Source organism: Marisediminitalea alba, from assembly GCF_002993365.1.
Lineage (GTDB): Bacteria > Pseudomonadota > Gammaproteobacteria > Enterobacterales > Alteromonadaceae > Alteromonas > Alteromonas alba.
Window position 1 is genome coordinate 71449 of record NZ_PVNP01000047.1, and the last position, 20764, is coordinate 92212.

The 20764-nt window shown below is 50.2% G+C and carries 18 protein-coding genes; 7 read left to right on the forward strand and 11 right to left on the reverse strand.

Annotation, left to right across the window (positions count from 1 at the left end; translation table 11 throughout):
- The first annotated feature begins 11 nt into the window (after positions 1-11).
- Genes C6Y40_RS05635 through C6Y40_RS05645 form a run of 3 tightly spaced genes read left to right on the forward strand, consistent with a single transcriptional unit; the run spans position 12 to position 3457 of the window.
- Positions 12-1703 (forward strand): GMC oxidoreductase, encoded by a 1692-nt coding sequence (locus C6Y40_RS05635; protein WP_105933741.1) that lies wholly within the window; start codon positions 12-14, stop codon positions 1701-1703.
- Positions 1703-2326: a gluconate 2-dehydrogenase subunit 3 family protein gene (locus tag C6Y40_RS05640; RefSeq protein WP_105933742.1), complete on the forward strand. Its 624-nt coding sequence runs from the start codon at positions 1703-1705 to the stop codon at positions 2324-2326. The genes C6Y40_RS05635 and C6Y40_RS05640 overlap by 1 nt, the downstream gene beginning before the upstream one ends.
- 6 nt (positions 2327-2332) lie before the next feature.
- A complete protein-coding gene (locus tag C6Y40_RS05645; protein ID WP_105933743.1) occupies positions 2333-3457 on the forward strand; it encodes a ThuA domain-containing protein in 1125 nt (374 codons plus the stop codon).
- Between the two features lie 1013 nt (positions 3458-4470).
- Here C6Y40_RS05645 and C6Y40_RS05650 read toward each other — a convergent pair.
- Positions 4471-4737 carry an FKBP-type peptidyl-prolyl cis-trans isomerase gene (locus C6Y40_RS05650; protein WP_105933744.1) on the reverse strand — a complete coding sequence of 89 codons (267 nt, stop codon included), beginning with the start codon at positions 4735-4737 and terminating at the stop codon, positions 4471-4473.
- 63 nt (positions 4738-4800) lie between these two features.
- On the opposite strand from C6Y40_RS05650, the gene C6Y40_RS05655 reads away from it, so the two are divergent.
- Positions 4801-4983: a hypothetical protein gene (locus tag C6Y40_RS05655; RefSeq protein WP_105933745.1), complete on the forward strand. Its 183-nt coding sequence runs from the start codon at positions 4801-4803 to the stop codon at positions 4981-4983.
- Positions 4984-5030: 47 nt separating this feature from the next.
- Here the strand turns inward: C6Y40_RS05655 and C6Y40_RS05660 are convergent, their stop codons facing one another.
- From C6Y40_RS05660 to C6Y40_RS05695, 8 genes are all read right to left on the reverse strand, one after another.
- On the reverse strand, positions 5031-5729 hold the full coding sequence (locus C6Y40_RS05660; protein ID WP_105933746.1) for a tRNA-uridine aminocarboxypropyltransferase: 699 nt from the start codon (positions 5727-5729) through the stop codon (positions 5031-5033).
- A gap of 117 nt (positions 5730-5846) precedes the next feature.
- Positions 5847-7832, reverse strand: a complete 1986-nt coding sequence (locus C6Y40_RS05665) for a hypothetical protein (protein WP_105933747.1) — start codon at positions 7830-7832, stop codon at positions 5847-5849.
- A 164-nt stretch (positions 7833-7996) separates the two neighbouring features.
- Complete coding sequence (locus C6Y40_RS05670; RefSeq protein WP_170308418.1) at positions 7997-8854, reverse strand: alpha/beta hydrolase; 858 nt, start codon at positions 8852-8854, stop codon at positions 7997-7999.
- A gap of 171 nt (positions 8855-9025) precedes the next feature.
- Positions 9026-10177: an RICIN domain-containing protein gene (locus tag C6Y40_RS05675; protein ID WP_105933749.1), complete on the reverse strand. Its 1152-nt coding sequence runs from the start codon at positions 10175-10177 to the stop codon at positions 9026-9028.
- Positions 10164-10712 carry an HAD family hydrolase gene (locus C6Y40_RS05680; RefSeq protein ID WP_105933750.1) on the reverse strand — a complete coding sequence of 183 codons (549 nt, stop codon included), beginning with the start codon at positions 10710-10712 and terminating at the stop codon, positions 10164-10166. The genes C6Y40_RS05675 and C6Y40_RS05680 overlap by 14 nt, the downstream gene beginning before the upstream one ends.
- A gap of 130 nt (positions 10713-10842) precedes the next feature.
- Positions 10843-12342 carry an L-arabinose isomerase gene (gene araA / locus C6Y40_RS05685; RefSeq protein ID WP_105933751.1) on the reverse strand — a complete coding sequence of 500 codons (1500 nt, stop codon included), beginning with the start codon at positions 12340-12342 and terminating at the stop codon, positions 10843-10845.
- A 38-nt stretch (positions 12343-12380) separates the two neighbouring features.
- Positions 12381-13073, reverse strand: a complete 693-nt coding sequence (locus C6Y40_RS05690; protein WP_105933752.1) for an L-ribulose-5-phosphate 4-epimerase — start codon at positions 13071-13073, stop codon at positions 12381-12383.
- Entirely contained in the window at positions 13070-14728 is a 1659-nt protein-coding gene (locus tag C6Y40_RS05695) for a ribulokinase (RefSeq protein WP_105933753.1), read from the reverse strand. The genes C6Y40_RS05690 and C6Y40_RS05695 overlap by 4 nt, the downstream gene beginning before the upstream one ends.
- A 232-nt stretch (positions 14729-14960) precedes the next feature.
- Between C6Y40_RS05695 and tal the strand changes: the two genes are divergently transcribed.
- Positions 14961-15914 carry a transaldolase gene (gene tal / locus C6Y40_RS05700; protein ID WP_105933754.1) on the forward strand — a complete coding sequence of 318 codons (954 nt, stop codon included), beginning with the start codon at positions 14961-14963 and terminating at the stop codon, positions 15912-15914.
- An 81-nt stretch (positions 15915-15995) separates the two neighbouring features.
- Here the strand turns inward: tal and C6Y40_RS05705 are convergent, their stop codons facing one another.
- Positions 15996-17516, reverse strand: coding sequence for a S10 family peptidase (locus tag C6Y40_RS05705; protein ID WP_240621858.1), 1521 nt, complete (start codon positions 17514-17516; stop codon positions 15996-15998).
- A 203-nt stretch (positions 17517-17719) separates the two neighbouring features.
- Between C6Y40_RS05705 and C6Y40_RS05710 the strand changes: the two genes are divergently transcribed.
- Positions 17720-18958, forward strand: a complete 1239-nt coding sequence (locus tag C6Y40_RS05710; protein WP_105933755.1) for a hypothetical protein — start codon at positions 17720-17722, stop codon at positions 18956-18958.
- Complete coding sequence (locus C6Y40_RS05715) at positions 18955-19734, forward strand: transglutaminase-like domain-containing protein (protein WP_105933756.1); 780 nt, start codon at positions 18955-18957, stop codon at positions 19732-19734. The genes C6Y40_RS05710 and C6Y40_RS05715 overlap by 4 nt, the downstream gene beginning before the upstream one ends.
- 52 nt (positions 19735-19786) lie before the next feature.
- Here C6Y40_RS05715 and C6Y40_RS05720 read toward each other — a convergent pair whose 3' ends face one another.
- Positions 19787-20569: a porin family protein gene (locus C6Y40_RS05720; protein ID WP_105933757.1), complete on the reverse strand. Its 783-nt coding sequence runs from the start codon at positions 20567-20569 to the stop codon at positions 19787-19789.
- Between the last annotated feature and the right edge of the window lie 195 nt (positions 20570-20764).

Consider the following 20764-nt stretch of genomic DNA (forward strand, 5'->3'; position numbering starts at 1 on the left):
CTGAGGTAGTAATGGTTAATAACACTTATGATGCCATCGTTGTTGGCTCCGGAATAAGCGGCGGTTGGGCCGCCAAAGAGCTCACCGAGAAAGGTCTGAAGGTATTAATGCTGGAGCGTGGCGAAAACGTTGAGCACGTAAAGGACTACACCAATACCCATAAAAACCTGTGGGATTACCCTCACCATGGTCGCCCAAGTCAGGAAGCACTGGCGTCTCAACCGGTGATGGCTCGCGGTAAGGGCTATCCTTTTAACGAAGTGACTATGGGCGCCTGGGCGGATCATAAAACTTCGCCTTACGTTGAAAAAGAGCCTTTCCAGTGGTTCCGCGCTTACCAGGTAGGTGGTCGTTCATTGTTATGGGGGCGTCAGTCCTACCGCCTTAACCCGGAGGACTTTGAAGCCAACGCCAAAGAAGGCGTAGCCATTGACTGGCCAATCCGTTACGACGACATTGCTCCCTGGTACAGCTACGTAGAAAAGTTTGCCGGTATCTCTGGTAACAAAGACGGTCTGGACGTTTTGCCCGACGGTGACTTCCTGCCCGCGTTTGAAATGAACGCCGTAGAGAAAGACCTGGCAGCGCGCCTGAAAAAGCAATACAAAGGCGAGCGTCATATGATCATGGGCCGTACTGCCCACATTACCGAGCATCGCCCGGAACAGGGCCGCGGTAAGTGCCAGAACCGGGATAAATGCTGGACAGGTTGTCCCTGGGGCGGCTACTTCAGTACTCAGTCGGCTACCCTGCCGGCGGCACTGAAAACCGGTAACCTCACTCTGCGTCCAATGTCGATCGTAAAAGAGCTCATCTACGACAAAGACAAAAAACGCGTCACCGGTGTAGAAATTATCGATGCGGAAACCAAAGAAACCATTGTTTATAAGAGCAAGATTGTTTTCCTGAATGCGTCGACACTTAACTCTGCGTGGGTTCTGATGAATTCCGCCCGTGACGTGTGGGACAACGGTCTGGGTTCAAGCTCTGGTGAGCTTGGCCACAACGTGATGGATCACCATTATATGTTAGGTGGCACCGCTGATATCCCGGGCCACCTCGACAAATATGTTTATGGTCGCCGTCCTACCGGTATTTACATTCCTCGTTTCGCTAACTGGGGCAATGACAAGCGCGACTTCCTGCGCGGCTTTGGCTTCCAGGGTAACGCTGTACGTCAAAGCTTTAACCGTGACGCCGATGGCCTTGGCATTGGCGCAACACTGAAACAGACGCTGAGCGAGCCGGGTAAGTGGACGATGAGCACCGTGGGATTCGGCGAAATACTGCCGGATCACCGCAACAAGGTTAGCCTGAGTAAGACAGTCACTGATGCCTGGGGCCTGCCAGTACTGGAAATGGATGCCAAAATCCGTGATAACGAAATCAAAATGCGTAAAGCCATGAAAGAAGACATTGTAGAAATGTTTGATAGCATCGGTTTGGAAAACGCACAGGCGTGGGAAAGTACCTACCATATGGGTAAAGGGATCCATGAAATGGGTACCGCTCGTATGGGCCGGGATCCAAAAACCTCAGTACTGAATAAACACAATCAGGTATGGGACGCACCGAACGTGTTCGTCACCGATGGTGCCTGTATGACATCATCATCCTGCGTCAACCCGTCGCTGACTTACATGGCGTTAACCGCCCGGGCAGCAGACTTTGCCGTTGAAGAATTAAAACGGGGGAACCTGTAATGGCAAACTCATCATCAACCATGGACCGCCGCACGCTGTTAAAGCTGATTGCCGCCTCAACCGGCGCCGGCCTGATTAATGCTCCGGCACTGGCAGTCTGGGAAGAACAACCCGACCTGCTACCGGTAAGCAAAGCTGGCTTTGATGACGCCACGGTGGCGCTCATTACCGAGCTGTGTGAAGTGGTTATTCCGCGCACCGACACCCCCGGAGCTAAAGACGCCGGCGTACCGCCATTTTTCATTGGCATGGTGCGCGAGTGCTACGACGAGCAGCAACAAAAACTGTTTGAAGCAGGCTTTGCCGACATTGAATCACGCAGTAAAACGCTATACGGCAAACCCTTTGCGACCCTGACAGCAGTGCAAAAGTCCGATTTGATCACGGCCATTGATGTTGAAGCCATGGCGTTTAACAAAGGCGAAGAAACTCAATGGGGTGGCGCTGGTTTTACAGAGCAGCCACACTACTTCACGCTGATGAAACAACTGGTTATTTTTGGCTTCTTCTCATCCAAAGTGGGCGGTACCCAGGTACTGCGCCACTCAGATGTGCCCGGCGGCTATTACGACATTCCTTATAACGAAGGCGATAAAGCCTGGACAACACCCTGGCCCTGGTAAACCACAATGAAATTAAACAAGCTTATCAAACATCCGCTAACCAGAGCCGCCGTGCTGACTGCCGGTTTGCTTAATGCGAATGTCACCATGGCAGAAACCGCCGTCGCAGACTGTGTGTTACGCGATACGGCATTTAGCGTGCAACTGCCTGCTTATGATGTAATGACCCGCCCGGAAGCGCGGGCTATTGCCGAAAAATACTACCCGGGACTGTTTGAAACTCTGCCAGCCTGGTTACTCAGCGAAAAGATGCCTTCTTTTGCCACCATACTGACACTGGAGCAACTTATCGCCAGAGCCGATCCGGCTAAGCCGCGCCTGGCTGAACTGGATGCCGAGCTTCGCGCGTTACCGGTAACCGAAGCCGTTAAAGCTGCTCGTTGTGCTCGTTTTGATGCCGAGCCGCAGTATTTCAGCGTTGATGATGCCCCGGTTCAGGTACTGGTTTACCAAAAGATCAACGGCTACGACCACGGTCGTTCCGTGACTGCCGCTACCGAAGCGCTCACGCGTATGTCAAAAGAAATGGGCTATGGCGTTACCGTTACCGCTAACGGCGGCGCGTTCAATGCGAAAAACCTGTCTCAGTTTGATGTGGTGGTATGGAACAACGTGAGCGGTGACACGCTTACCTTGTCGCAACGTGCTGCATTCGAAGACTATATGAATAACGGTGGCGGTTTCCTTGGCGTTCATGCCTCAGGCGGCGACTCCATTTATTTCTGGGACTGGTATCGCGATGCCCTGCTTGGTGTACAGTTTATTGGCCACCCTATGGATCCGCAGTTCCAGTTAGCCGAACTCACCACCCACGAGAATTCGGCGCATATTGCTGAGTCACTGCCAGACACCTGGTCAATTAAAGACGAGTGGTACTCGTTTGCGGCTGAGCCCGATTTAGAGGGTGTTGAATACGTGATAACCATCGATGAAGACAGCTATGCACCGGGCGATCTGGCCATGGGCGGCGTTCATCCTATCGCCTGGAAACATTGCGTAAATGAAGGCCGCGCGATGTATACCGGGATTGGTCACCGCGAAGAAATGTATGACGTGCCGGAAAATATCACCCTGATCAAAGATGCCCTGAAATGGACATCCGGTCACGGCGCTAAAGTTTGTGCTGAATAAGGGTGTTCTAACTAAAAAGCAGTGCTGAGAAAGCCTGCTTTTATCCGCAAAAAAGGCTCCTGTACGGGAGCCTTTATGCCTTCAAGCATTATCCATGCTGTTCGTCGAGTAGTTCAGACTTTTTCTTAATCTTACAATTGAAGATTTTCTGGGTATTCTTCCGGCCTAAATACCAGGCAACAGTGTATGGATGTGAGCGCTTGAAGAATCGTTTAAAAGCTTTCATATGACATCCTCCATTTTATGTTGCCCTATTAACTATATGACAATACTGTAATAATTGCCAGTACAATTTTAAAATCGTATACTATTTTGTTTTTGCGTCGATTTTAGAGCTCTTCTTCAGCACGCCTAAATAAAACTTATGCAATTGAAAAATAAACATTTATATCGAATCACTTCGGGCCATATTCCAAACGTCTGACGAGGCGGCTTCTCAATCTTTTTTTACGGCTAATAATCCGGATACAAAAAATCCGCAGGCTGGAACAGCACTGCGGATTGCTTTAATTAATCACGGGTTTCCCCGTAGGCTGATTAATCGATATATTCGATACGGAAGTTGTTGTTACCCTCGGTATCGTTTACCGACGCAATATCCATTACCACTTTATACGGGCGGCTTAAATTAAGCACACCGGTGAAATCGTGTCATCGGCGGTGATTTCTGTTTCTGGTACTGAATTACCAATAGTGAAACGGCCTGAATCGATTTGCAGGCCATCGCCAACAACTATCACGGTGACGCCGGAAATATGCAGGCTGTGGTTAAGACTCGCCTTGTCTGCAGGGCTAAATCTAAGAATCTAAAAATTAGTTTCATTTCTTACCGCTAAGCACTGAATAAAGAATGGTTACATTCACTTCTCCAGCGTAAAGGCGCCTTACAGGCCTCTTGCTTCAAATCCACACACTGACATATGAAAAGATAAAAAATAGGGAGTAACGGTCAGATTCTTGCTGCTGGATAAATTTGCTAATCGCAGCTAAATATGTGCCTGTCCAACCTCTGGCTACTCGATACCAATGATTCTCGCATCCACAATCATCACCGCGTTCGGTCCGATTGCACCACTATTGCCGCGCTTTCCCCAGGCCAGCTCCGGGGGAATGACAAACTCATAACGAGCGCCCACGTGCATTAGCTGAAAGCCTTCCTGTAAACCTTCGATGGCTTCACTTACCGTATACTCCTCAGGCAGCCCTTTTTTGTAGGTATCATCGATAACACTGCCGTCGCCAAGCTTGATCCGTTGATGCACCTTAACCCGGTCCTGCATCAAAGGCTGGGCGCCATCAGCGTCTTCAATAATGCGATACAGCAGGCCCGAAGGAAGGCAGAGGTGACACTGGATTTTGACAACGGTGATTATTCCTCTCTGGTTGGTCAGATCCTTACTGCAGATGCCATTACTGCCAAAAATACCTTTGACGCCAAGGAGGTTGTAAAACCTGCGTCATTCAGCAGTGATCTCGACGAACTGGTATTGCCAGCCAAGTCGATTGTTGTTGCAGAGCTGAAATAAGCGGCTTCGCAGAGGATAAAAGCGCGGTCCTAAGTGGCCGCGTTTTTTTATTCACTCAGGCCCAGTTCACAGGCACTTAAGTGGTCGGTCAGATGGGGCTTACCCTTCACATAAAAGTGGCGGAAAACGTTGAAGTAATGCGCCAGCGTTTGAGCTGCACTCGCTTCCCCGGCCAGTTTTAATACTTCCACGCCAACTTCTGCGGTACATAACTGATGAGCATGAGCGGCCTCGCGTAATTTATACTCAGAGTTGACTTGCGGCTTTATCCCCAACACTGGCAGGTGCTGAAGGTACTCACTTTTACGAAACATTTTTCGCGCCTCACGCCAGGTCCCATCAAGCATAATAAACAAGGGCACTTTACCGTTATCCGCTACAGCGTGAGTGCGTCGCTCAGGCTCAGCATATTCGTGGGGAAAGATGATAAACGGCTGATAGACCGGGTTGTTTAGCAACGCCAAAAACTCCGGGGATGGTTCGGTGCGATGCCAGGTAAAGGCGTGATTCACCTTTGCCACATCGGCAATCAGTCGCCCGGTATTAGTTGGTTTGTAGCATTCGCCTTTGTACATCAGGAACACAAAAGCACTGTTAGCCTGCGGCTCTGGCACATACTCACAAATACAATTGGCGGTTGGAAGCAAACAGTCGTCACAGCGTACGACCTTGCCCCCTCGGGCCAGAAACGGACGGGTTGAATGAACCAGCTCTCGCTGGCGCAGAGCTAAAACAGAATTATGCAAAGCATTGCCGGAATAAAACGAACAGGACTACATTGTATATGAGCCCTGCCCGACACTACCAGCACTGCTTGGTGGGTATTTTAGCAGCAGCTGCCAGCAGTAAGCATGGCTTACGGGTTAGGCCAGCGGGTAGCGGGTTTCCAGACTGTCGATATCCACCACATTACCGTTGCGGTTTACCTGCCGGTAAAGGCCCAGCTCAGCCGGTGGAACAAAACCCGCTGCCTGTTCAATATCGTTGAGGCGTGCCCCCTGAGCCACCAGGAATGTCAGATAAGTGTGCCTCAGCGCTGCCACTGAAAACTGATCCGGGTATGGCAGCCCGGCGTCATGGGCCACGTTTATGATCATCTGATCTAGCTGGCTGGCATCCAGGCGGCTACTCAATACCGTAGCTTCAGGGTCGCTTTCTGACTCGCACAATAAGCCTACGCATTCATTGGTTAGGTCCAGAGTTCGGGCAAAATCATCGTGAATTTTAAGCGCGCCCTTTTCCACCAACACATCCTGATAACGTACTTCCGGTAATTCCTCTGGTGCTACCCCGCTGAGCAACAGTGCGATAACCAGTTTGCCGTCACGATTAGCGGCTTTGTAGAGCCCCTGACAGTCTTTTTCACTCAGCAACCGGGCATTACTCGCCGGCGCCTCATGACCAAGTTGCATGGGTGCCTGCTGATGTCCTAACTGAGAGACCTTTTGTTGTTCAAGCGCCTGATGAGCAGCCATTTGCTGCTCCAGGGTCAGTCCCTGATTAGGCACCACGTTATAACTGGTAAAGGTCGGCGCAGGAGCTTGCTGGCGATGAATCGAGCTAAACAGCTGCAATGCCAGCAAACCAAGAATAATCGCTACCACCAGCGCTATGGCAGAGTCCCGCCAGTAATGTGGCGCTATGGGGAAGTCCGGTTCAAAGGGGTGCTCCAGAATATTAATGGTGGGCTGCATAGGCTTTTGCACCTCTGCCTGTACCAGTTGATCCCGCAGTGTCTGCGATTGTAGTTGTAACTGTTCCAGAGCGCCGTCGAGACGGGCGTATTCCTCGAGTTTCTGATTAAAGGCCTGGGCATCAAGCGACAGTTGGTTAAGTTCGTTTTCCAACTGCTGTTGTTTCTGCTGGGAAGAAGTCACTGTTCGTTTGAGCTCTTCCAGATAGCGCTGCTGGCTTTCTGCTACCGTCTTATCATAGTTCCCCCTGAGTTCCTCCAGCTTACGCTTTTTGCCAACGATCTCAGGGTCCATATTCATGTAAGTGGGGGTAAAATTTTCGGCCAGTTCAGCCAGTTCGGCTTCCACTTCGGCAATTACGGCATAGAGGCTATCCATGCGTGCTTTATCATTAGGGTGAAACACCATTTCGCCGCTGGCAATACTCTGGCGCACAGTGGCCAGCTCCGCCTCGGCTTCAGCCTGCATAGACTCGGCCTCATCCAGGGCCGCACCTTTGCTTTTAATTTTCGCCAGCACCCGGTTTTCATCACGCTCCAGCGAAACAATATTATTTTCTTCACCAAAGGCCTGCACGACTGCCCGTTGTGCATTAATCTTTTCTTCCAGCGCGAGGAGTTTTTCCTGTTCGACACTGATGGTTTCTTCGGTGTTAGCGATGGTTTCAGCCGACAGTTGTTCAAGGTACAGGCTTAACCATTGCTCGAGAACCGGTTTTAACAGGGTTTTATCTTCTCCGTTGGCATACAGGCTGATTATACGGCTGCTGGTATTGGCTTCAGTGCTCAGCATACCAGCCAGTTGCTCGGGGGAAAGAGACAGTGAATCATAGGCCAGTAAGCGGGCACTCAAATCATTAAACACACGATTACTGGTAAGGCGCTGGTTGTTGAGGGTGATTTGCTCAACCGGCACGGTGCTTTGCTCGGTGTTATGCTGCTGAGCATAACTAAAATGGACGATGGCCTGACTCTGATAAATTTCTGGCCGAGACCAAATCCACGCCAGCGCGGCAGCAAATACCACCAGAAAGGTTAAGCTTAACACTAACCACTTTTGCTTTTGCAGCTTTTTGGCTTCTTCCTCTGAACGCATATCTGCGTTACCTGTGACAAATTGTGATGGCGTCACTTCGACTTTGCCATTAAATGCCATGTGTTATTTCCATATTCCAACGCGCGCCCCGGTTTTTGCAGACCGGCGCTAATTACTTACCTGGCGGTTAGATTATCAGCTAATGTATGGCTGTGCGACCACTATTGGGTGTTATCCATGTTCCCCGATAGGTTTTCACCCGCAGTGTTAATCCGCCTAAATAGTTATAAACCGGCAACAAAGGCTTTGTAGGCATCAACAGCAATAGGACTTCGCATAAGCTTGTCATGACCAACGCCCTCTACTACTACCAGGTTTTTATTGTCTGATGGGGAAACCCGGTACAGTATCTGACTATATTTAGGGGGGGTGGTAAGGTCTTTTTCGCCAACTAAAATCAACAAGGGACCCTCGTAGCTACCCACCTGATAGGCGTTATCCACCGCCGCCAGTTTGGGAGATAGTTTGATCCGCGTAAACCAGCCAGACCAGCCCGGTGAATTGTCATTGATAAGCTGAGAGAGGTTAACAATGGGTTTTTCTAACACCAGCGCATCCGGGCTGCGCTGCAATGCAATATTGGCAGCCACGGCGCTCCCCAGCTCAATGCCGTGAACAATAAAAGGTTTATCGTTACGCAGTTTATCAGCCGCAAAGTCATATATTGCCAGCGCATCAGCCATCATGGCTTCGGGGTCAAGTTTAGCTGGTTTATCACTGATCCCCGCGCCGGGGTAATCAAACCAAATCACGTTGGCCGGAATGGCGCCAAATCGGTGCACAATATTGGCTGACTCATTGATGGTCATGCCGTTGCCACCAAACAACAGAATGTTGGCTTTCGCGCCATGATAAAGAGCCTGAATACCGCGTAGAGCATGCCCCTGCTCGCTTTTCAGACTTACGGCTTTAAGTGCCACCGACATATCATCCTTAAAGGCCTGCTCCTGAAAGCGAGTAAGATTGAGTTTTTCGGTTTCAGTGGACTGATAAATAAGATTGCCCGGTGTGACGTTGATCACACAACCGGTAATAACCACTGCGATGACGGTAATGATGGAGGCTTTGATAAAACGGCGCATGCCTTTCCCTGGATAACTCTTAACTGCTTTAAGCGTACCAGTAAAACCGTAAAAAATCATGCAGGGTCATGCATTTGCTTCGTGGTTTGAGGAGTTGCAAAGAAAGAAGGGAGAGCACCGCCCTACTCGGTACTCCCCCTTTGAACAACAAGGTACTTAAAAAGTAATGACTTACTGTGGTTCGCGCAGATGGAAAATCTGACAGCGTGTGGCTAAGTCCGGCTGTTGCGCAATATTGGTTCCTTCAGCCAGACCACAGTCGGTTAAGCCCAGTGGCAAACGCGTATAGCGGTTAAACAGCATCATGCCACCGCCGTCTTTCGGCGTTAAACGCCACTGCGCCGTTTTCTCTTCGCAGTTCACCATACTGATGTTGGCACCCGGCACAACCTGGTTGGCATCCACACCCACACATAACTCACTATCAGCGTCTTGCTTCAGCGACAGATAGCCCGTATCGGTTGGCACAAATAACCAGCTTTGCTCTGCCTGGTAATCAAAGGCCTGCTGTTCGATATTATCGCCATTCACGGCAAGCGCCTTACCACTTTGCTGGCTCATCAGGGCCACTTCACCCATGGGGCGCAGCTGCCATTGATTACAGGCACTGTCGGTATTGTGCTGCAGCACAGCCTGATTGGCCGATGCAGAGCACCCGGCAACTGCCAGAGGTTTACCCGAATAACGGTTACTCAGCGTAACATTGCCATCGATACCGGCTTCCACTTTCCATTGCTGGCAGTAGTTGTTACGCCAGGCCGCCGATTGCACACGGGCATTGTCGCTCGTAGCGCAATTGGCCACCTCCAGGAATTTACTGTCTTCGCGGTTAGCCAGACGAATGAAACCGTCGGTGGTCGAGTCCAGCACCCACTGGCCGTTAGTCCCGGCGCACTGACGCTGCACTGCACGGTTGGCTTCCGGATCGGCAGAAATATCCAGACACAGCTCACTGGTTGCATTAACCAGCTGATAACGCTGACCCTGTACACGGGTTACTAATGGGCCGTTCTCACCTGATGGTGGCGCTACTTCCACGCCCGGCGTTAATGGCTCACCAAATTCCGGCTCGCCGGTCTCTGACCAGGTAAATTTCTGTGCGCGTAATGAACGGGTTGCACTACAGCCATGCTCTACAGAGTCATTGCCGTGATATACCAGCCAGTCTTCACTACCATCTGGTGAGGTGAAGAAGCCGTTATGACCAGGACCGAATACCGTTTCGGTGCGGCTGAAAACAGGTTCAGGCGATTTGGTCCAGTGTTCAGGATTCATCGGATCGTTACCGGTTAATTCCAGTAAGCCGAGTTTATAATCCGGCATCCCTGGCCGCCTGACGACCAATCTCGGTATCTTCGAACACCACGCATTTAGACGGCTCAATACCCATTTGTCTGGCAACGGTGAGAAAGGTTTCCGGATGCGGTTTACCATGGGTCACATCAGTAGCCGTAACCAACGAATCGATGCGCTCAAGAAGGCCATGGGACGTGAGCAGATGCTCGGCATGGGGGCGCTCGGCGCCGGTACCGATACCAATTGCCATATGCGGGCGATAGTGATTAAACACTGCCATGGTCGATTCGATAATGACCGGCTCAAGGTTCATCGCTTCCCAGCTTTCGCGCTTATAGCGGGCAACTTCAGACGGGTCATGGTCCATACTGAATTTGTCATTCAGTACCACCACGGTTTGTCGCGTAGGTACGCCACCCAGTGAATACATATAATCGAGATCAAAGGGATAACCGAAGTTTTCGCAGGTCACCCGCCACGCTTCCATGTGCGCTGGCATAGAATCTACCAACGTGCCATCCATATCAAACACAATGCCCTGGTAAGAGCTTAAGTCGACCATGAGTACTCCTAATCAATCTGTACAAGTCATAAAATAAAATCGCAATGTAACACGCGCTACTTGCGATTATATTACTATGACTAGTATGACAATGATGTTGGCTCATCTTTGCAATGAGCCAACAGGTCGATTAGATACCTTGCTTAAGCTGATAGTAAGCCGCGTTGTAGCGCAGTTCTGACTTGAAGTTGCGCAGGTTGGTATCACTGTCGATAACGACAGTTTCAACACCAGCCATGTCGGCAAAGTCTTCAATGACTTCTGAGCTTAATGCCTGGCTGTAAGCTGCGTGGTGCGCACCACCAGCATGGATCCAGGCAGCAGCAGCTACTTCCAGATTTGGCTTAGGCTCCCACAGCGCCGAAGCAACCGGCAGGTGTGGTGTGGTTTCTGGTTGTTCAACGGTTTCTACTTCGTTGATCAGAATACGGAAACGGTTACCCATATCGATTGGCGATACGTTAATAGAAGGACCTGCTTTGGCCGCAAACAGCAGACGCGGCACGTCACACTTCACGCCAATGGTATGGCGGTGCAGTTCCAGACGAGGCTTCTTACCGGCAATTGACGGGCAGATTTCCAGCATATGCGCACCCAGTACCTGATCCACTGAATCAGTGAAGTTATAGGTGTAGTCTTCCATAAATGAACAACCACCCTCAAGGCCCTGCGCCATCACTTTCATGGTGCGTACCATAGCCGCTGTTTTCCAGTCACCCTCACCGCCGTAACCATAGCCTTTGGCCATTAAGCGCTGAGTTGCCAGACCAGGCAGACCAGTCAGGCCAGCGAGGTTTTCAAAGCAATTTGTGAAAGCACCAAAACCACCGTCGATGAAGAATTTCTCCATGCCCAGTTCCAGGCGAGCTTCTTTCATCAGGCGATCGCGCTGATAATCGTCAGTCAGCAGTTCTTTGCTAACGTCGTATTCCTGATAGTAAGCGTCCAGTTGCGCTGCCACGTCGCCGTCGCTAATGCTGTTAACTACGTCCGCTAAGTCCTGCAGACCGTAAGCATGCACTTCGTAACCAAAGGTAATCTGTGCTGCAACTTTGTCGCCCTCAGTTACCGCTACGTTACGCATGTTGTCACCAAAGCGAACCACTTTCAGCGACTTGCTTTCGGCCCAACCTAATGCAGCACGGCACCAGCCGTCGATCTGCGCGATGGTTTTAGGGTTTTGCCAGTGGCCAACCACAACCTTGCGCTCTTTACGCATACGGCTGCCGATGAAACCAAATTCACGGTCACCGTGGGCACTCTGGTGAGTATTCATGTAGTTCATGTCGATGCTGCTCCACGGCAGACCGGCATTAAACTGAGTATGCAGGTGTAACCATGGCTTTTGCAGTTCGTTCAGGCCGGCAATCCACATTTTGGCTGGCGAGAAAGTGTGCATCCACAGGATCAAACCAACACAGTTTGAATCGCTGTTTGCCGCCTGGCAAACCTGATGGATTTCTGCTGCAGATTTTACGGTGTCTTTGTAAACCACTTTAACCGGCAGGTTGTTTTCGTTCAGGCCTGCGGCCAGCGCCTGGCTGTTACCTGCGACTTCTTCAAGTACGCGCGGGCCATACAGATGCTGAGAGCCGGTAATAAACCATACTTCTTTTTGTACTGTAGTCATAATTCTGTCCTCTATTAATAAAGGGCTTGCAGGTAGAGTTACTCTTGGCCGTAGTAGGCGTTTTTACCGTGCTTGCGTAAATAATGTTTGTCCAATACGGCTTGCTTGAGCACAGCGGCATTGGGATCTAAAGTCCTTGTGAGATAAGCCATTTTGGCAATCTCTTCGAGCAGCGCGGCATGATATACCGATTGTGCTGCATCCTTACCCCAGGTGAATGGCGCATGGCCGGCAACGATTACCATCGGTGCTGCGGCCGGGTCGCGATCCACATAGGCATCAGTAATCTGAACCCCGGTTTCTTCTTCGTAGTCACCGTTTACCTGTTCATCGGTTAGATCACGGGTACAGGTAATTTCACCATGTACATAATCAGCATGAGTGGTGCCCAGGCAGGGAATGCTCTGGCGCGCCTGTGCCCACGCTGTGGCATAGGTTGAGTGGGTGTGTGTTACACCACCAATCGAGTCAAATGCACGGTAAAGGTGGGTATGGGTTTTGGTATCAGAAGAAGGACGCATGGTGCCTTCCACGATGTTATTTTCCATATCCACGATAACAATGTCTTCCGGCTTCATCTGATCGTAAGACACGCCGCTGGGCTTTATAGCCACCACGCCCTTATCCCGATCAACCTGTGACACATTACCAAAGGTGTAAATCACCAGATTACGGCGCTGAAGCTCCATATTGGCTTCGTACACTTCCCGTTTTAATTCGGTGTAGCTCATGCTTTACCTCCACTGACATAGTCGCCCAGCGTTTGATAGTTTTGGTATAACTCATCGTATATACCGACTTTCGATGCATCCGGCAGATATTGTTTGCAAACAGGCGACGCCATTACCTGCTGAGCTTCGGCGACGGTTGGGTATTCGCCAGCCGCTACAGCAGCCATAATGGCTCCGCCCAGGGCACAACTCTGTTCACTTTCCAGTACGTCGATAGGGCAATTCCACACATCGGCGCAGGTTTGCATTACGTAGTCAGATTTTTTCGAAATGCCGCCAATGACTACAACCGAGTTAATGGGTACGCCTTCCTCACGGAAGCGTTCGGTAATCGCCCGCGCGCCAAACGCAGTGGCTTCTACCAGCGCTTTAAATAATTGCGGGGCATCGGCACCCATTTTGATACCGGTTAACGCCATAGACACGGTTTGGTCGGCATCCGGTGTACGGCGGCCGTTAACCCAGTCCAGCGCGGTAATATCTTTCGCACTGACTGGCAGATTAGCGGCAGCAGCAGACAAGCGCTGTAAGGTCAGCGATTCAATCTTATCGACCAGTTCATCAGCACCAGATTCCACCAGCTCGTGGAGTAAATTGTTAGTTGGCCACAGCACCAGGTTTTTAAACCAGGCGTACAGATCGCCAAAGGCTGACTGACCGGCTTCCAGGCCTACCAGCCCGGGAATCACCGAACCATCCACCTGTCCGCAGATACCGCGTACACAGGTTTCGCCAATGGTTTCGTAAGACGTTACCGTAATGTCACAGGTAGAAGTCCCCATCACTTTTGTCAGTACGCCTTCGCGAACATTGGCAGCCACCGCGCCCATGTGACAGTCGAACGCGCCATAACCCACTTTAACCCCCGCAGGCAGGCCCAGTTTTTCAGACCATTCGGCCGTTAACTCACCGGCAACCTGATCGCTGGTTTGAGTTGCCGGGTTCAAGGTATCAACCAGGCCATCCAGCAGCGGATCAACCGAGGTGAAAAAGTCATTTGGCGGGAACCCGTTCCAGGCTTCATTCCACATTAACTTATGGCCAGTTGCACAACGGCCCATCTGCAGTTGTGAAGGATGAGTTGTGCCGCACATTAATGCAGTCATCCAGTCACAGTGCTCCACCCAGCTATAAGTGGCGGCTTTTACCGCCGGATCCTGACGGAAAATGTGCAAGGCTTTGGCCCAGTACCATTCAGAAGAATAGATACCGCCCATATAGGCCAGGTAGTTCACCTCATTGTTGTTGGCAGCCCTGGTGATCTCACCAGCTTCTTTCAACGACGTGTGATCTTTCCACAATACAAACATCGCATTGGGGTTTTCTTTGAATTCTTCGGTTAATGCCAGTGGCACGCCTTCGGCATTGATTGCGACAGGTGTAGACCCGGTAGTGTCGAAGCTCATGCCAACAACTTTATCAGCCGTACCGGCAGGTACCTTGGACCACAGCGCATTCACCACTTCGATCAGGCTATCCACATAGTCCTGAGGGTGCTGACGATACTGATCCTTAGCGGGCTCGCAATAACGACCCTGTGCCCAGCGCGGGTAATTTACCATATGGCTGGCCAGCTCTTCGCCGGTTGTTACATCTACCAATAAGGCTCTGACCGAATCAGAGCCATAGTCCAGCCCTAATGTATAACGAGACATATTTTTTAATTCCACTCACTGCTAACAAAATTAGCCAATAAATTTTAATTGTATGATAATATCAATAATAGGCAAATGTAAAGGTAATATAAAATTAATATTAACAGTATAGCTGGTGAATAAATAGCCAGCGCAGAAGTTGGTACTGTTGCCGACTCACTGCTGTTAAGCGCAGCTGCCAAGGCCTGAAAAACTTAGTAACCTTTTGAATTTATTAAGAGTGGAAAGAACTATGACTACCCAGTTAGAACAGCTTAAATCTATTACAACCGTCGTTGCTGACACCGGTGATTTCGAAGCGATAGCTTTGTATCAACCCCAGGATGCAACCACCAACCCATCGCTATTGTTAAAAGCCGTACAAATTGAAAAGTACCGTCCGCTGGCAATCGAAGCGGTAAAATGGGCGAAAGATCAGGGCGCTACCGATGACGTAGCTGCCGTTGCAGCAGACAAACTGGCGGTACTTATTGGCGCTAAGCTAATGGAACAGGTACCCGGTTATGTTTCTACCGAAGTAGACGCGCGTTTATCTTTCGATACTATGGCCACTGTTGAAAAAGCCAATCACTTGCTGGCGCTATACCGGGATCAGGGCATCGATACCAGTCGCGTACTGATTAAAATTGCTGCCACCTGGGAAGGTATTCAGGCTGCGCGCATTCTGGAAGCCCAGGGCATTAAAACCAATGTCACTCTGGTTTTCTCTTTTGCCCAGGCCCGCGCATCTGCTGAAGCCGGCGCTTTCCTTATCTCACCTTTTGTTGGACGTATTCTTGACTGGTATAAAGCCGATCAGCCAGATGCTGACTTTAGCGGTGCGAACGATCCGGGCGTGCAATCGGTTACCCGTATCTACAACTACTTCAAGGAACATGGCTACGACACCATCGTTATGGGTGCCAGCTTCCGTAATATCAGTGAGATTCAGGAACTCGCTGGCTGTGACCGTCTGACGATCAGCCCGGGCTTACTGGATGAACTGGCTAACACTGATGCAGAACTGCCGCGTAAACTGACGCCGGTTGATTCGCCTAAAGCGGCACCGGCGGCGTTAACCGAGCAAACATTCCGTTGGGATATGAACGAAGATGCCATGGCAACCGATAAACTGTCTCAGGGTATTCGCCAGTTTGCTAAAGACCAGGTAACACTGGAAACGATGCTGACTGATCTGGCAAAATAATCAGTCACCTTCATTAACTAAAAAGCGGCTGACAGATACCTGTCAGCCGCTTTTTATTATACGAATCCCAGCAAAAATGTATTATTTATTGGTGGGTATATGAGCCTCAATGAAGCGACGAACATCGTTAAACAATTCTACCTTCGCCGCGCTGTTCACATACATCATGTGGCCCCCTTCATAATAGGTATACCAGATTTGCTCTGCGTTTATTGCATGGCGATTAAGGGTATATTCAGCATCAAAAAACGGCGTTACCAGATCGTAATACCCTGATGCTACCAACACATCTAACTGAGGGTTAATCCGCAATGCCTCAGACAATTGTCCTGCCGTAGTGACGTAAGTTGGCTCCCAGGCACTGCCGTCTTTACTCGTACGGTAACGCCAGTAACGTCTGAGGTCTGGGTCTGCCGGCGACAGGTACTGACGGTCCCAGTCAACCTCAAGAGAATTACGCAGATATACCTGCAGGGCGCTGTTAAAGGCCGCCGAGATGGTATCTGATGCCGCATCCCGTTTGGTACTGTCATCCAGATCGTCGCGTTCATCGCCTAAGTAGCGGGCATCCAGTAAGCCAACGGTTTTGCTTTCATCCCGCAATAACTCTTTGGCAAAGCGGCGCGCACTGATCCGTAAATCAGCGCGTTCAATGTATTGCGGACTTAAACCGGTAAAGTAAGCCAGGCGCTCAACCAAATGGCGTTTTTGTTCGGGCTTTAAACGGTTGCCGGCAAACAAGCCGGGCAACAATTCGTTGCTGGCAAACTGGCGTGCCTGCTCCAGGAATGCCTGTTTATCCTGCGGTACCGGGGTGACTTTACCGTGATATAAAGCGGCTGCAGCCATAGTCGGCACGTAGGTAACATAGGAGATAATATTATCCGGGATATACGGCGATGAGCCCTGATAGTCCAGCGCCTGTGAAACAAACACCAGCCCGTTAATACTAATCTTCATGGTTTTTTGCAGGATGTTAGCCACATAGGCCGCGCGGGTGGTGCCATAACTTTCACCAAGAATAAAAATCGGCGAGCCCCAGCGGTTATTCTCAGTCATCCAGGTACGGATAAACTCAGCCATTGACTGCGCATCTTCTTTAAGACCCCAGAACGCTTTACCTTCGTACTCACCCACAGCCCGGGAATATCCGGTACCGACCGGGTCGATAAAGACCAAATCCGTGACATCCATGACGGAGTTGCCTGAGTTTTTTGGTAAGTAAGGTGGTAACCCCGGATGGGATGCATCCGAAGGCACTTCAGCAAAAAACGGCCCGAGGCCACTCATATGTAACCATACCGACGCCGATCCCGGCCCGCCATTCCACACGAAGGTTACCGGGCGTTTGGCTGTTTCGGCTTTATCCTGCGTATAGGCAAAGGAAAAAATACTGGCCTTAGGTTCGCCTGTTAAATCGCGTAAATAGGTTTCGCCCGCGGTAGCCCTGTAAGCAATTTTCTGACCGTTAAACTTACCACTGTGATTTGTGATGAACGCCTGCGGTGCTTCGACAGGGAGTTTTTCATCCTCAGCCTGTGCCGATGTCATCAACAAGCCAATTACCAGTAACCAGTACTTAGTCCCCAATCCAAAGTGCATAGTTGCTCCACCTGTTTTTAGATTTATTGCCATTTAAGTATATAGCGATTTCACCACAATACAGGCTACAAACGACGAGCTCACCCAAACCGATGATGAACATCCGGTATAGCCGAATGAAAAATAATGTGGTCAAACCATCAATAAATGAGTATGTTAAATCCCGTTTTAGGATGTCCCACCATTAACAAGGAATGAGCTTTATGAAGTTATTAAAGTCTGCCGCCCTTTTTCTGTTACCCACCACGATATCAGCGAACGCCAATGCAGAATACCTGATTAACCTGGCCGATTTTCCTGACTGGTTCCAACAATCCATGGCCAGAGAAACCAGTGTCGAAACCAGCGGAAAAATGGTTATCGAACGGTTGAATGTCGACGCCCAGGTAAAAGGCAAACCCGTGTTACAAGACAGCGGTAGCACCGACGTATGGTATTACACTATGGATATCGGCTCTGACTCACCGGTGGAATGTTACGCCTTTTTAGAGTTTGATGGCGCAGCCAACTCCCTGCATGCCATTGTGGAACACAGCCTTGGCGGCGCGGAGCAGATTAACGGAAAACCCTTATCCGGGCGTTTCACGCTGGGTCTGGATATGGGTATGATTGGCGACACGCCTTTCCTGCAATTAGACACTTTGTATAACTTAGGCGAAGGCAGCGAAAAGGTTGCCGGCGTATTAAAAGGGTTATCAGCACAGACCAGCCAGAGCCTGCAAATTTGTGTGCATAATGAAATGGGCTATCAGCAGGCTTTCCACGACGTATTCACCAGTTTTGTCCAGGCTTTTACGGCTAACGATCAACAGCCAGAACTGTATGAGGCCACCTACCGCATGACCATTAATGGTATTCCGGTAGGTTACTCTCAGGAGAAACACACCATTGATCAGGACGGCGATATTGCAACCGTCTTGCGAGATGCCATGATTACCCCGGTCGACCAGGTAGCGGTATCACGCTCAGATTCGCAAACACTGGAATGGAGCCGCCCCGATGGCTCACTTATTAACGCTCAGGAATATACCATTGAAAATGGCCAGCTGGCTTCACAGTTTGCTATTAGCTCTGCCGAAGATGCCTGGCAGGTAACAGGCCAAATGCAGGGTAAAGAAGTCAGCGCGACTCTGGAATACAACAGCTGGTTATTGTCGAGTTTCGGTAATTACACAGAAACGGCGCTACTGCTGGCCAGTGATGCACCTTCAGCCGATTATCACATCTGGCTTCCGGATGCCGACCCAACCTCAGCCTTTTCAGTTACCTTTACCAAAATCGACGAACTGCCCGACGCCAATTTACAATTTGATCTTGGTCCGCTTACCCTTAAATACCTGGCCACAGAGAATGGTTCCTTTGAAAAAGGCTCCATTGCTCAGGGCGGCGCCGAGCTGAAACTTGAAAAAGTGTACAGCAAAGGCCAGCCGGTAATGCCATGAACAAACTCCTGACCACCCTGGCACTAACGTTTTCATTAAACGTTAGTGCCCAGACAGTACCCTCACTGGCTGAGATACCGCTGATAATGAGTACCAGCCAGTCCGGCGCTTTAACGAACACTATTTACCTGGAAGTAGAAACGCGCCACGCCGCCTCGCTGGTAAAACATCTGAGCCACTACAGCGGTGTGACCACAGAACAGTTGAGTAAAAACACCGTGGCAGTTGGTTTAACCCATCAGCCGCGGTTTACCGGCGCGGTGCAGAGTAAATATGCGCAGCCCAGTTTTGTTATTGATACCGAGGAACCGGCAACCCGGGCATTTATCGAGGGGTTTACCAAAACCCGCACGGATACCGACGAGCTGGAAGCAATCACCGCCTATGTGAGTGAGTACATTAATGAGCCGACCTATATTCATGGGTTCAATCTGGCCTCTACGGTAGCTACGCAACGTTCCGGCGACTGCACTGAGTTTGCCACCCTGACGACCGCTTTAGCCAGAGGTTTAGGCATGCCTGCCCGATTAACCATAGGGACAGTGATCACAGCTTACGCTGAATCAGCCGATGCATTTGGTCATGCCTGGACTGAAGTCTGGTATAAGGGTAAATGGCAGATTATTGATGCCGCACTGTACGGAGCTGAAGGGCAGCAGTTTTACTATCTGCCAACCGGCATACTCGACAATGAAGGGCCTGGCTTTGCCATGTCTTTAGTGATGGCTTCTTCTTTGTTTCCCAACCGCGTGGTAAATGTACAAAACCTGCAATAAGCGGTTGTAAGCGATGCGCATCTGTTTGGGCAAATGCGCACGCACTATTTAACTAGAATCGCACGCTGGTCGCCAGCGTTATGCTGGCCATCCCGCCCGACGTGTAAGCACCGGCACCAGCCTGAATCGACCAGCCTGGCGTAAACCAGTAATCCAAGGTTAGTTCTGCAATATCGTCCCGTGGATACGCGTTACTATCATTGTCTATCTCAGCGAGGTAGGAAAGTCCTGCGCTAAAGCGCTGATTGAAGAAATAGCGGGCATCAAGCTCAACCCTGGCCAAATCGTTTAACATCATCTCCATATTGATATCCCAGCCACTGCCTGAGGTTATGCTTGTATAGCGCCCAAATACCCGGGCCGTGGTCTCGTTTGCCGAACGGTGAGTACCGTAAATTCTGCCATCGGCATATTCATAGATAACGCCGCCGCCCACCTGCCATTCGGGTGTAACAAAATAGCCAGCGTCAAAGTCGGCGTACAGGTACCTTTCACGAAAAGACACGCTGCGGTCAAAATCGCCATAGCGTAACTTTGAATTGATCACCCATTTGTCGTCAACGAACCACTCACCGCCGAGTTCATAGCGGTCGACGGCACTGTCACCAAAATAACGGACAAAAACACTGTTGGTTTTATTCAGGTAAGGCGAAATAAGAAAGGGCTGTCCGCTCACCGGTACATCAGACAAATAGCGCTTGTATTCAATACCAATAAAGTCGTCGCCATAGTTTTTTATATCGGCCAGGCCAACAGAGATTTCATTTTGTGCAGCTACGGAAAAACCAGAAAAAAACAAACCGCAAAGGGCTAGGGGTAAAAGGGAATGCTTCATAACGTATCCTTGTTACGAGAAAAATTAAGGTCAGCAGTCCACGCTGGCGAAGCGTAACCAAGCCACGCGCCAGTTAAGCGGAACCGCAGTATCAATAACACTGGTTAAGACTTATATCCCATCAAATAGTTCAGTCGTTTACACCCGTGCCACACTTTTTTATGTAGTGGATTACTCTTTCTCAACACCTGATTT